Consider the following 12,555-nt stretch of genomic DNA (forward strand, 5'->3'; position numbering starts at 1 on the left):
TTAGATTTCAAGTTATCCGAATACCAATTAATTACTTTACCCTTCTGGCCGTTTCTCCACTCAGCAAAATACCAAAAGTGTCTTAAATCTCTGTAGATTGTTTTCCATAAATGTCATTTTTACTTACAGTCGGACTTTAGGTATTTAGCTTTTTACTATCCATTCTGTTGTTCTACTTAACAAATAGAATGAGTTAGCTAAAAAAAAGCCGCCTTCATTTTAAGGCGGCTTTTCTATCTAGATCATTTATTCAATCTATACGTCGAGGTTCTCAACCTTCAGCGCATTTTGCTCAATAAAGTTTCTACGCGGCTCTACCTGGTCGCCCATTAGCGTGGTGAACAATTGGTCACAAGCTATGGCATCCTCAATAGTTACCTGGAGCATACGACGACCTTCTGGATCCATTGTTGTTTCCCAAAGTTGATCAGGGTTCATCTCTCCTAGCCCTTTGTAGCGCTGGATATACTGTCCTCTTTTCGCTTCACTCATCAACCATTCAAGTGCATCTTTAAATGAGTCTACAGGCTGCTTCCGCTCGCCTCGTTGCACGAATGCAGTGTCATTCATCATGTCATTGATAGCTTCGTTTAGATCTCTAATTCGTCCGTAGTCGGTAGACTCAATGAAATCATGATTAAGCTTGTATGAATAGTCGATGCCGTGCATTCGCATAATGATTTCGATATAGAATTCGTTTAATTCATCATCTTTTTGAATTTCATAGCGATAGGTGGCACCGTCATTTTCCCGTTCATTCAGACTGGCCACAAATTTATCTGCTACATCATTTAGGATGGCTGCATCTTTTAAATCTTCTACATTTAGCGTGGGCGAATAAACTAAACGGTAAAGGATTGCTGGTGGCATGACGCGGTGCAGACGCTTTATCATCTTCTCTACGCCTTGATATTGCTTAACGAGATTTTCTAATGCAATACCGCTAATTCCAGGCGCATCTTCACTGGTGTACAGTGCTGCACCATCAACAGCGATGGAGGTTAGATAGTTCGTTAGCGATTCATCATCTTTAAGATATTGCTCTTGTTTACCCTTCTTAACTTTGTACAAAGGTGGTTGAGCAATATAAACGTAGCCCCGTTCTATGATTTCAGGCATTTGACGATAGAAAAACGTGAGAAGTAATGTACGAATATGAGAACCGTCTACATCAGCATCAGTCATAATAATAATGCTGTGATATCGAAGCTTTTCAGGATTGTATTCATCTCTACCAATACCGCAACCCAAGGCCGTGATTAATGTTGCTACTTCTTGTGATGACAGCATTTTGTCAAAGCGGGCCTTTTCAACGTTTAGAATCTTTCCTTTTAGTGGCAAAATTGCTTGATTCTTCCTGTTTCGCCCTTGCTTTGCAGACCCGCCTGCAGAATCACCCTCTACAATATAGAGTTCAGAAAGCGCAGGATCTTTTTCCTGACAGTCCGCAAGTTTACCTGGTAAGCCCGCTAAATCTAATGCGCCTTTTCTTCGGGTCATTTCTCTGGCTTTTCTAGCCGCTTCCCTCGCCCGGGCTGCGTCAATTATTTTTGACGCGATTATTTTACTTTCCTGAGGGTTTTCCAGTAAAAAATCAGCTAACTTTTCATTCATAGCTGACTCTACTGCATGACGTACTTCAGATGATACTAATTTGTCCTTTGTCTGTGAGGAGAACTTAGGATCAGGTACTTTTACAGAAATTACCGCTGTTAGCCCTTCTCTCGCATCATCCCCACTGGCATTGGTTTTGGCTTTTTTATTTAAGCCTTCTTTTTCCATATAGTTGTTCAGCGTACGCGTTAATGCACCGCGAAACCCAGCTAAGTGAGTACCACCGTCACGTTGAGGAATATTGTTGGTAAAACAAAATATACTTTCTTGGAAACCATCGTTCCACTGCATAGCTACTTCAACAGAAATGCCATCTTCTCTTTCAGAAGTAAAATGAAATACTTTTTGATGAACCGGTGTTTTGTTTTGGTTTAAATACTCGACAAATGCTTGAATCCCACCTTCATATTTGAAGTGATCTTCCTTTCCATCTCTTTCGTCTTTCAACCTAATCGATACACCAGAGTTCAAAAACGAAAGCTCTCGTAGCCGTTTTGCGAGAATTTCATAATGGAACAAAGTGTTTGTAAATGTATCACTACTTGGCCAGAATCTAACAGAGGTGCCCGACTTGTCTGTTTCTCCTGTAACCGCAAGTGGCTCTTGTGGAACCCCGTGTTGGTACTCTTGTTCGTGTATTTTTCCTTCGCGACGAATCTTGAGTTTTAATTTACTGGATAGCGCATTTACAACAGAAACGCCTACGCCGTGCAATCCACCTGAAACTTTATAAGAGTTATCATCGAACTTACCACCAGCGTGAAGTACTGTCATGATAACCTCAGCTGCGGACACGCCTTCTTCAGGGTGAATAGCTGTTGGAATTCCACGTCCATTGTCAGATACAGATACTGATCCGTCTGAATGGATTTGTATAAAAATCTCAGAACAATAGCCTGCCAGGGCTTCGTCTATTGAGTTATCTACAACTTCGAAAACCATATGGTGAAGACCAGTACCATCATCGGTGTCGCCGATGTACATACCAGGACGTTTGCGTACTGCATCCAGTCCCTTCAATACCTTAATACTGGACGAGTCGTAGTTGTTTTGCTCTGACATACTGTAACCTTTACTCCTCGTTCACGCGGCCATGTTCCACGTGAAACATTTTTTTATCTTTATATTTGTCTATAAATGCAAGTTGCTCACGCTCAATTGCTGTTACAAATAGCTGCGTATCCATCGCAAGTAACCCATCTATAAAACGTTCTCGCTTTTCGATATCCAATTCCGCCCCAACATCATCTAGTAAGAATATACTCTTTCTCGATGTCTGTTGCTGGAATAGCTTGGTTTGCGCCAGCTGTAGGGCTGCGACGGCCATTCGTAACTGCCCTCTCGAAAGCAACTCTTGGGCAATTGTACCATCTACTTTAAACCGCAAATCTGACTTATGTGGCCCTGATGACGTGAAACCCACTTTTATATCATAGGCACTTTTTTTTACTAAACTTTCAGCCAGTGAAAGCTCTTTTTCCCACCCCTTATAATACGAAATTTCGAGGCAAAACTCAGGTAGAAATTCACTTGAAATGTGATTAAATACGCTCTGTAGCTCATCTACGTAGGATTTTCGCCTTACATTGAGCTCTTCCCCAACAGCAGCCAGTTGCTGCTCCCAGTAGGCATTCTCTTTGGCAGTCAGTAATGCACCTTGTTTGAGCAATGCATTTCTATTTTTTAGCAGCCGATGATAAGTTTGAAACACTTTATTAAAATTATGTTCCACGTGGAACAAGCCCCAATCTATAAAACGACGTCTTTCACCTGGTGAGCCAATAATAAGGTCGGTACTTTGGGGTGTAAAAAGTTGCAATGGAATGCGGCTAACTAAATCTGTAAGACGATTTGAATGCTCTCCGTTTATTGAGCATAAAAACTGTTCACTTCGACTACGTTGCAAGCCGACATTAAGCTCTTCCCCCATATCCGTTATGCACTTAGCAAACACACTGAATTTGTCTGAATTGTTTCTGATCACAGACGTGTGTTTCACTGTGCGAAAGGACCGACCAAACCCAAGATAGAATAACGATTCAATTAAAGACGACTTACCACTGCCATTCTTACCAGTTATAAGCGTAAGGGAATGCGAAGGATGAAGAGAAGCGCTGGCGATATTTCGAAAATCAGACAGCTGGACATTGTCCAGTTTCATAAAATAACTCGTAAACGTTCTCGAAACGGCTCGATAGCAGATGCTGCTATCGCTATCGAGCAAACACTGATACTACAAACGCATAGGCATAATGACATATAGTGCAGAATCGTCCCCGGAATTTTGAATAAGAGCACTGGAATTAGAATCAGATAGAAGAATTTGCACTTCCTCCGTCGTTAACGCATTGAGTACATCAATAAGGTAAGCAACGTTGAAACCAATTTCCAAGTCGTCACCTTCGTAGTTGACATCGACGATCTCTTCGGCTTCTTCTTGTTCGGGGTTATTTGCAGTAATCTTTAATTCACCACTGGCAAGGTTTAATCTAACCCCTCTAAATTTCTCATTAGACAATATTGCGGCCCGTGTAAACGCATCTTTTAACACGGCCTTACTTGCTATTATGGTTTTATCACCATCACGAGGTAAGACACGACGATAGTCTGGAAAGCGACCATCGACGAGTTTACTGGTAAAAATAAACTCATTAGAAAACATTCGAATATGATTCGCACCAATTTGCACTTTAATTGAGCGCTCTTCATCGCCTATCAATCTGGAAATTTCAAGCACCCCTTTTCTAGGGATAATCACTTGGCGAGACGGCAACGATGTTTCACTATAATCTAATCTGCACAAAGCCAGTCTATGACCATCAGTTGCTACCGTACGAATGATATTATCTTCCGTTTCCAAAGACATACCATTCAAATAGTAACGAACGTCCTGTTGTGCCATGGAAAAATGCGTACTGTTGATCAGGCGCTTTAAATCTGAAGATGGGACTTCGAACTCGACTTCGCCTTCCCAATCTTCAAGATTAGGATAGTCATTAGCCGACAATGTAGACAAAGTATAGCGCCCACGGCCAGCGCGAACTAGCGCCTTGTTGCCATCCAACGAAAAATGAATATCAGTGCCATCAGCGATACCTCGACAGATATCGAATAGTTTTTTTGCGGGAACGGTAATTTCACCTTCTTCGTAATCGCCTTCAAGGTGCATACTGGAAATGAGTTCAACCTCTAAGTCAGTACCCGTAAGCCATAGTGCGTCCTCACTAACTTTAATTAATACGTTAGATAAAATAGGTAAAGTATGACGACGCTCAACTGCACCGGAGACCAACTGCAACGGTTGCAGAAAATTTTCTCGACTGATGGTAAATTTCATTTATTTACTTTCCCGCCCGGAATGTCCAAATATTATGAGGATAGAGTACGAATCAGGTTTTTATAGTCCTCTTTTATATCATGACTTTCTTCTCTAAGCTGCTCTATTTTTCGGCAAGCGTGTAACACCGTTGTGTGATCCCTGCCACCAAATGCATTCCCCAACTCCGGCAAGCTGTGATTCGTTAGCTCTTTTGCTAACGCCATAGCTACCTGTCTTGGGCGGGCAACACTGCGACTGCGACGCTTAGACAAAATATCAGATACCTTTATCTTATAATAATCTGCCACAGTTTTCTGGATGTTATCTACCGTTACTAACTTTTCCTGCAAAGCGAGTAAATCCCGCAGTGCTTCCCTGACAAAATCGATAGTTATGGGTCTGCCGGTAAAATTGGCGTTAGCGATAACCCGATTCAATGCCCCTTCAAGTTCACGCACGTTAGAACGCAATCGCTTAGCAATAAAAAACGCAACCTCGTCGGGAAGATGAATGCGATTCTCAGTCGCTTTGCGCATAAGAATAGCAACACGAGTTTCAAGCTCTGGAGGTTCAATAGCAATCGTTAGACCCCAGCCGAAACGGGATTTCAACCTATCCTCTACCCCATCGATTTCTTTGGGGTAGCGATCTGACGTAAGAATGATTTGTTGATTGCCTTCCAGTAGCGCATTAAACGTATGGAAAAATTCCTCTTGAGATCGTTCTTTGTTAGCGAAAAACTGAATATCATCAATCAGAAGCGCATCGACAGAGCGGTAGAAACGCTTAAAATCTTCGATAGCATTGTTTTGCAGTGCTTTCACCATGTCCTGTACGAAGCGCTCTGAATGCATATACACAATTTTCGCGCCCGGCCGGTTTACAACGATGCCATTTCCAACTGCGTGAAGAAGGTGAGTTTTACCCAAACCCGTACCACCGTAAATGAACAACGGATTATAAGAACCCCCTGGGTTATTGGCGACTTGGGTTGCCGCCGCCCGGGCCAATTGGTTCGATTTACCTTCAACAAAGTTTTCAAACTGGTACGTAGGATTTATATTACTTTTGTGCTTCATTGCTTCTGGAATAGGTACCACAGATGGATTGGCACTCGATCCAGCTCTTGAGCCAGGCTGCTGTTCACCATCGCGAGTAGACCCGCCGTCGCTCTGCACATTAGTTCCGTGCTGCTTGCGTTGCTGGGCGTCCCGCAACGCTGCCACAGCCTGTGCTGCAGAATGGCTGTTTATTTGGTCACCCCGTTCCGGTGAAGCGGATAACGGGTTACTACCTGTCATTGGTGTACTTCGAAATACAGGTCGGGCTGAACGAACAGCTACATCCAAATGTAACTGAGGCGAATCCTGCCCACAAAACTCGGTGAATAATTCGGTGATCTTGTCACGATATTTATCTCGAACCCAATCTAGCACAAAGCGGTTTGGAGCAAACAAGGTGAGTACACCAGCTTCTTCTTCAGCGGTCAGCGGTCTTATCCACATGCTAAATTGTTGAGTCGGCAATTCCTGGCGTAAGCGCTCTAAGCACATATTCCATAAGGACATAATATCTTTGGCTCCAAAAGACGCTGAGGACCAAACGTAAAAGACAATGAAAGAACGACCGTTCCTGCTGAAATACGAGAGGAATGCGAAGTTGGTGTCTGGGTAACAGCGATGATTTTATTTTATATTTTGATCGTTGTGGATTATCTGATCTTCTGGCTAAAAAGTAAATCCGGATCTTCACCCATCTTTTAGATCAAAAACACAACCAATTGAAATTATTATAAATTTCAATAACACCATTAGATTGAAATTTATAAATAGAAAACTACTGTACAGACGATCAGCCACTGGGATCACTACGACATTTATCGCGATCTATGCAAATCTCTGTCATAATTGTGGATAAGTAAATATAAACTATTATTTTATTCACAATCCATAGAGATAGCATTGGATATAACCATATGACTGATGAATTATTGAACGAGCAATGATAAAAAAATATGCGGTAAAAGCCCGAATTACATTGACACCAGAGCCCGAGATCTCTAGAATTCAGCGTCCTTTTGGATGGGCGGCGTAACGACCACCTGTAAAACCACTGTGGTTTAACAAACTGGGCGTTACTTTGAACGTCTGATATTTAACTAGAAAGTGAGACTTTGGTCATGAAAAGAACATTTCAACCGAGCAACTTAAAGCGCAAGCGTTCTCACGGTTTTCGTGCTCGTATGGCGACTAAAAACGGTCGTAAAATACTAGCCGCTCGCCGTGCTAAAGGTCGCGCTCGCCTTTCTGCTTAAGAGTACTATCCCAAAAGTGGGTGAAAATACGTTTTCCAGGGAGTTACGTCTGTTAACTCCCTCCCACTTTACCTATGTGTTTGATAACGCAATTCCTGCTGTATCCCCTGCTTTTACCCTTTTAGCCAGAAAAAATGACCTATCACATCCCAGGTTAGGCATTACGTTGGCCAAAAAAAGAATAAAGAAAGCACACGAAAGAAACCGGCTTAAACGCCTTATCAGAGAAAGTTTTCGTCATCACCAGCACGTCCTGCCTGCCATTGATATTATCGTTGTCGGAAAATCAGGAGCAGACGCCCTCACAAATGACCAGGTATTTTCACTTTTGGATAAGCAATGGAAAAAGCTCGCAAAACGCTGCGCAAAATAACCATCGCTATACCGCTTTTACTGGTAAAGTGTTATCAGTGGTTCATATCACCGATACTCGGGCAACGTTGTCGTTTTCACCCAACCTGTTCATATTACACAATTCAGGCATTAAAAACGCACGGATTGCTAATTGGCGGTTGGTTATCGATTAAACGCATATTAAAATGCCACCCTTTCAATCCGGGCGGAATAGACCCCGTTCCGGAACCACGGAACAATAAACACTCAGATTAAAGAGACCTATATGGAATCGCAACGTAGTTTTCTGTTAATTGGCCTCGCCTTAGTAAGTTTTTTACTTTGGCAGCAATGGCAACAAGATTATGGGCCGCAGCCTGTAAAACCAGCAACAAGCCAGTCTGCCGGAAGCGGTGCAGACAATGGCGTACCTTCTGCTACTGCAGCTTCTGGCGATGTGCCTGAAGGTGTACAAGCAGACGTACCAACACAAATTCAGGAAGCGACGTCTGCAGATAACCGCTTTGTTCACGTGCTAACTGACACTCTCGATTTGCGCATTGACTTGGTAGGTGGAGATGTCGTTAAGGCAAATTTAGTCAAGTTTCCGCTGACCCAAGAGTCAGAAGAAACTTACAGCTTACTTCGGCCTATAAATGGTTTATACATAGCGCAAAGTGGCCTTGTAGGTCGAAATGGCCCGGATGGGAATAAAGCCGGACGTCCGCGCTACACCGTAACTGAAACAGATTTTGTGATGAAGGGTGATACATTATCAGTGCCCCTGACCTGGCAAAATGCCGATGGTCTTAGTATTACAAAAACTTACAACTTCACGAAGGGAAGTCATGACATAGCTTTGACTTACACTATCGTAAATAACAGTGATGAAAACACAACTTTTCAGCAGTACGCACAACTAAAGCAAACCACAGAAGTACCTGATGGTGGCAACATGTTCATGCCCACCTACCGTGGCGCAGCGTACGGCACAGATGAAGAGCGCTACGAGAAATACACGTTTGACAAAATTGAAGACAAAAAGCTAAAAACGTCTACTGAAGGTGGCTGGGTTGGTATGCTCGAGCATTATTTCGTCGCCGCTTGGATCCCCCCAGCAACACAGATAAACAACCTGTACTCAACGTTTTCTCAAAACCAATACGCCATCATTGGCTTTACCGGCACGCCAATTAATGTGGCGACAGGAGAGACAGCAACAATTGGAAGCCAGCTCTATTTAGGGCCAAAAGATCAAGACAGTCTCGCTACTCTCGCCAATGGCTTAGATCTAACTGTAGATTACGGTATTTTATGGTGGCTGTCGCAACCGTTGTTTTCACTGCTTCAATTTTTACATAGTTTAGTGGGCAACTGGGGTGTAGCAATTATTCTTATCACTGTAATAGTGAAAGGTGCCATGTACCCGTTAACTAAAAAGCAGTATGAATCCATGGCTCGGATGCGCAACCTAGCGCCCAAAATGCAACAACTAAAAGACCGCTTCGGCGATGACAGACAAAAGATGTCGCAAGCAATGATGGATCTCTATCGCAAGGAAAAAGTAAATCCCATGGGCGGTTGTTTGCCCATCATTTTGCAAATGCCTATTTTCCTTGCTTTGTACTGGGTATTACTCGAAAGTGTTGAATTGCGCCATGCTGACTTCTTCCTGTGGATAACCGATCTGTCTGTGAAAGATCCCTGGTTTGTATTGCCAATTCTTACTGGAGCCAGTATGTGGCTGTTGCAAAAGCTACAGCCAACAACGGTAACCGACCCTATGCAACAGAAGATTATGCAGTTCATGCCTGTGGCAATGAGTATATTCTTCCTGTGGTTCCCTGCAGGATTGGTTCTGTATTGGCTTGTGAGTAATATCATCACGCTTATTCAGGCCAAGCTGATTTATGCCGCAATGGAAAAGAAAGGCATTAGTTCCAAGTAAAACACTCATTCAGCCCGCACATGCGGGCTGACTTTTCAAAGAGATATATAAATCATGCCATCTTTCGATATCGTTTCTGAAATCAACATTGAAGAAGTCCGCAACGCGACGGAAAACACTGAACGGGAGCTTGCTACGCGTTTTGACTTTCGCGGAGTGGATGCAAGCATTGAATTTAAAGACAAAACTGTTGTGATGAAAGCCGAAGGCGAGTTCCAATTACAACAACTACAATCCATGTTTCGAAACGCCTGTGCCAAACGAAACCTCGATACCAGTATTCTGGACGTAAAAGAGTGCGATCAACGGGGTAAAACCTGTACGCAAGTCATTGCTTTTAAAGAAGGTATTGAGCAAGCCACAGCAAAAAAAATCGTCAAGCTAATTAAAGACAACAAGATCAAAGTGCAAACAGCCATTCAAGGTGATCAGCTACGGGTGACAGGAAAGAAACGGGATGACTTGCAACAAGTTATCGCGCTGGTGCGTGGCGCCAATTTAGGCCAGCCATTTCAATTTAAGAATATGAAAGATTAGCCATGTCTTTTGCACAAGATACGATAGTTGCTCAAGCAACAGCGCCAGGCCGCGGTGGCGTGGGTATTGTCAGAATATCAGGGCCTGCCGCCTGCGAAGTGGCTAAAAAGATGGTGCCGCAGACACTATCACCCCGACAGGCAATGTATACACCCTTCCTCGGTCAGCACGGTGAAGTTATCGATCAGGGCATCGCGCTTTACTTCAAAGGGCCTAATTCATTCACAGGTGAAGATGTACTAGAACTTCAGGGTCATGGTGGTCAGGTAGTAATGGACATGTTAATTGACGCCGTACTTACTTGTGAAAACGTTCGCTTAGCGAAGCCGGGAGAGTTTAGCGAACAAGCATTCTTAAACGATAAGCTCGATCTGGCACAAGCAGAGGCCATTGCCGATCTCATTGACGCCAGTTCAAAACAGGCCGCAAAAAGTGCACTTCGTTCCTTGCAAGGAGAATTCTCCAAAACCGTAACGGCCCTGTCAGAGCAAATTATCCATTTAAGAATGTATGTCGAAGCAGCCATTGACTTTCCGGACGAAGAAATTGATTTTCTTTCCGACGGCAAAGTAGCAGGCGATCTCGCAGTTATTCTGCATACTCTCGCGCAAGTACGGGCAAAGGCAAAACAGGGTTCTTTACTTCGCGAAGGCATGCAAGTCGTCATTGCCGGTAAGCCCAATGCTGGTAAATCCAGTTTACTCAACGCCCTGGCTGGCCGGGACAGTGCCATTGTCACCGACATCGCTGGCACAACCAGAGATGTACTCAAAGAGCATATTGAAATAAACGGCATGCCTGTCCACATTATCGATACGGCAGGGCTACGGGAAAGTCCTGACAAAGTTGAGCAAATCGGCATTGAGCGCGCATGGAAAGCAATCGAAGATGCCGACAGGGTACTCTTCGTTGTAGACAGCACAGATACCCATGTGGTTGATCCCTATGATATTTGGCCAGAATTTATGGCGCGATTACCCGACGCCATTCCAACAACTATTATTCGAAATAAGGCTGACCTGTCTGAAGAACCAGTGCAAAGTCAAACCATAGCCACACAACATGGTGATATTGCCGTTATCGCTTTATCGGCTAATACTGGTAATGGCGTCGAGTTACTTCGCCAGCACCTCGCAGACACCATGGGCTTTGACACGACAACTGAAGGTCAGTTTATCGCTCGCCGACGGCACCTAGATGCCCTAACAAAAGCTAACGCACACGTAGAAAGCGGACAACAGCAACTGCTGGGAAACCACGCAGGAGAGCTACTGGCTGAAGAGCTTCGTTTAGCACATCAGGCGTTAACTGAAATAACAGGGGAATTCACCTCTGACGATCTACTAGGACGAATTTTCTCGTCATTTTGTATTGGGAAATAGTTATGACAAACACCCTATCTGTCATTGTCGGTTCAGTATTAGGTGCTTCAGAGTACGTGGGCGAAGCCCTGGAACAAGTAGGAAAAAACGCGGGGTTTGATACACAGATTCAGTTTGAACCCAATATCGACACCCTGCCGCTCAAGGGCACCTGGCTAATTTGTACTTCTACTCACGGTGCCGGCGATTTGCCAGAAAATATACAACCTTTCGCCGAAGCACTGGAAAATTGTGATCTATCAGGTATTAAAGCCTATGTGGTAGGTTTAGGTGACAGCAGTTATGACACGTTTTGTCATGGCGCAATAGCCATGGAACGAAAACTTCTCAAGGCAGGGGCGACAATACTGGCCGAACCGCTTCACATCGACGTACTAAATCACCCCATTCCAGAAGATATTGCGGTAGACTGGTTTAACAAACAGCTGCAAAACTAACAGGCATGTTCACCGAAGCCGAATATCACGCTTTAACTGCGTCAATATCAAACGATTGCCGGGTACTCTATTGTCTGGGCCTTAGGCCTACCGCAGACGGTACATCGGGTATAACGGAACCACTGAACTACAAGTTTCTCATCACCCTCCTTAACGGCAATCATGAAGGCGAAGAGAAGTTTACCCGTGGACAACAAATAAATACGGTACTGTCTGAACTGGAGCAGCAAGGCCTCATCGCATTGCAGGGTAATACCAGGCTAAGTGAATCCTTGAGCGGACAACGTCTGCTGCTCCCCTTGTACTGTCAAAATCAGAATGACTATACCCATCTACATCGACAACATGCGGCCATCCACGGCCGTTGGCGTCCCGATCCGGCGTTGTTTAACGACATGGCAGATCTACTTGGTCTCATCGATCGGCAAATTACCGATGAGGACATTGGCGAATTCGTCGCTTACTGGCTGGGGCGCCCCGACGCCATATTCAGTTACTTTCAATGGACTCAAAAATTTGCCTACGCCATGAAACGCAAGCGTACCGCCACTGTAAGCTACACAGCGACAAAAAAAACAGGTACGCAGAAAGTGCCCATTGCGCCAGGCATTGAAGCAGATGATAATGCCAGGAAACTGGTAGAAAAATACGCAGCTAAAAAGAAGAGTTAA

The 12,555-nt window shown here is 44.0% G+C and carries 12 protein-coding genes; 8 read left to right on the plus strand and 4 right to left on the minus strand.

All coding sequences use genetic code 11. The features are described from left to right. Positions 1-255: 255 nt before the first annotated feature. The 4 genes from gyrB to dnaA all read right to left on the minus strand — a co-directional run bounded on the left by gyrB (position 256) and on the right by dnaA (position 6,501). Positions 256-2,676, minus strand: a complete 2,421-nt coding sequence (gyrB, locus tag KO518_RS00135; RefSeq protein ID WP_216023797.1) for a DNA topoisomerase (ATP-hydrolyzing) subunit B — start codon at positions 2,674-2,676, stop codon at positions 256-258. A gap of 10 nt (positions 2,677-2,686) precedes the next feature. Then, positions 2,687-3,775: a DNA replication/repair protein RecF gene (gene recF, locus KO518_RS00140; RefSeq protein ID WP_216023798.1), complete on the minus strand. Its 1,089-nt coding sequence runs from the start codon at positions 3,773-3,775 to the stop codon at positions 2,687-2,689. 72 nt (positions 3,776-3,847) lie between these two features. Beyond that, positions 3,848-4,951: a DNA polymerase III subunit beta gene (gene dnaN, locus KO518_RS00145; protein WP_216023799.1), complete on the minus strand. Its 1,104-nt coding sequence runs from the start codon at positions 4,949-4,951 to the stop codon at positions 3,848-3,850. Positions 4,952-4,983: 32 nt separating this feature from the next. Continuing rightward, complete coding sequence (gene dnaA, locus KO518_RS00150; RefSeq protein WP_216023800.1) at positions 4,984-6,501, minus strand: chromosomal replication initiator protein DnaA; 1,518 nt, start codon at positions 6,499-6,501, stop codon at positions 4,984-4,986. Between the two features lie 611 nt (positions 6,502-7,112). On the opposite strand from dnaA, the gene rpmH reads away from it, so the two are divergent. Genes rpmH through KO518_RS00190 form a run of 8 tightly spaced genes read left to right on the plus strand, consistent with a single transcriptional unit; the run spans position 7,113 to position 12,555 of the window. Next, on the plus strand, positions 7,113-7,247 hold the full coding sequence (rpmH, locus tag KO518_RS00155; protein WP_049791785.1) for a 50S ribosomal protein L34: 135 nt from the start codon (positions 7,113-7,115) through the stop codon (positions 7,245-7,247). A 16-nt stretch (positions 7,248-7,263) separates the two neighbouring features. After that, a complete protein-coding gene (gene rnpA, locus KO518_RS00160) occupies positions 7,264-7,620 on the plus strand; it encodes a ribonuclease P protein component (protein ID WP_216024368.1) in 357 nt (118 codons plus the stop codon). Beyond that, positions 7,608-7,856, plus strand: a complete 249-nt coding sequence (gene yidD / locus KO518_RS00165) for a membrane protein insertion efficiency factor YidD (RefSeq protein ID WP_216024369.1) — start codon at positions 7,608-7,610, stop codon at positions 7,854-7,856. The genes rnpA and yidD overlap by 13 nt, the downstream gene beginning before the upstream one ends. Before the next feature lie 10 nt (positions 7,857-7,866). After that, entirely contained in the window at positions 7,867-9,528 is a 1,662-nt protein-coding gene (gene yidC / locus KO518_RS00170) for a membrane protein insertase YidC (RefSeq protein ID WP_216023801.1), read from the plus strand. A gap of 54 nt (positions 9,529-9,582) precedes the next feature. Further along, the gene (locus KO518_RS00175) at positions 9,583-10,065 is read left to right on the plus strand and encodes a YajQ family cyclic di-GMP-binding protein (RefSeq protein WP_216023802.1); all 483 of its coding nucleotides are present in this window, start codon (positions 9,583-9,585) and stop codon (positions 10,063-10,065) included. Between the two features lie 2 nt (positions 10,066-10,067). After that, positions 10,068-11,447, plus strand: coding sequence for a tRNA uridine-5-carboxymethylaminomethyl(34) synthesis GTPase MnmE (gene mnmE, locus KO518_RS00180; protein ID WP_216023803.1), 1,380 nt, complete (start codon positions 10,068-10,070; stop codon positions 11,445-11,447). 2 nt (positions 11,448-11,449) lie between these two features. After that, positions 11,450-11,884: an FMN-binding protein MioC gene (mioC, locus tag KO518_RS00185; protein ID WP_216023804.1), complete on the plus strand. Its 435-nt coding sequence runs from the start codon at positions 11,450-11,452 to the stop codon at positions 11,882-11,884. A 5-nt stretch (positions 11,885-11,889) separates the two neighbouring features. Beyond that, the gene (locus KO518_RS00190) at positions 11,890-12,555 is read left to right on the plus strand and encodes a DnaT-like ssDNA-binding domain-containing protein (RefSeq protein ID WP_216023805.1); all 666 of its coding nucleotides are present in this window, start codon (positions 11,890-11,892) and stop codon (positions 12,553-12,555) included.

This window comes from Aestuariibacter sp. A3R04 (assembly GCF_018860805.1).
In the GTDB taxonomy this organism is placed as follows: domain Bacteria; phylum Pseudomonadota; class Gammaproteobacteria; order Enterobacterales; family Alteromonadaceae; genus Alteromonas.

Bases quoted from the DNA above. Each gene is read 5' to 3' on its own strand.
- gyrB (WP_216023797.1), bottom strand. From the start codon at position 2,676: ATGTCAGAGCAAAACAACTACGACTCGTCCAGTATTAAGGTATTGAAG.
- recF (WP_216023798.1), bottom strand. From the start codon at position 3,775: ATGAAACTGGACAATGTCCAGCTGTCTGATTTTCGAAATATCGCCAGC.
- dnaN (WP_216023799.1), bottom strand. From the start codon at position 4,951: ATGAAATTTACCATCAGTCGAGAAAATTTTCTGCAACCGTTGCAGTTG.
- dnaA (WP_216023800.1), bottom strand. From the start codon at position 6,501: ATGTCCTTATGGAATATGTGCTTAGAGCGCTTACGCCAGGAATTGCCG.
- rpmH (WP_049791785.1), top strand. From the start codon at position 7,113: ATGAAAAGAACATTTCAACCGAGCAACTTAAAGCGCAAGCGTTCTCAC.
- yidC (WP_216023801.1), top strand. From the start codon at position 7,867: ATGGAATCGCAACGTAGTTTTCTGTTAATTGGCCTCGCCTTAGTAAGT.
- KO518_RS00175 (WP_216023802.1), top strand. From the start codon at position 9,583: ATGCCATCTTTCGATATCGTTTCTGAAATCAACATTGAAGAAGTCCGC.
- mnmE (WP_216023803.1), top strand. From the start codon at position 10,068: ATGTCTTTTGCACAAGATACGATAGTTGCTCAAGCAACAGCGCCAGGC.
- mioC (WP_216023804.1), top strand. From the start codon at position 11,450: ATGACAAACACCCTATCTGTCATTGTCGGTTCAGTATTAGGTGCTTCA.
- KO518_RS00190 (WP_216023805.1), top strand. From the start codon at position 11,890: ATGTTCACCGAAGCCGAATATCACGCTTTAACTGCGTCAATATCAAAC.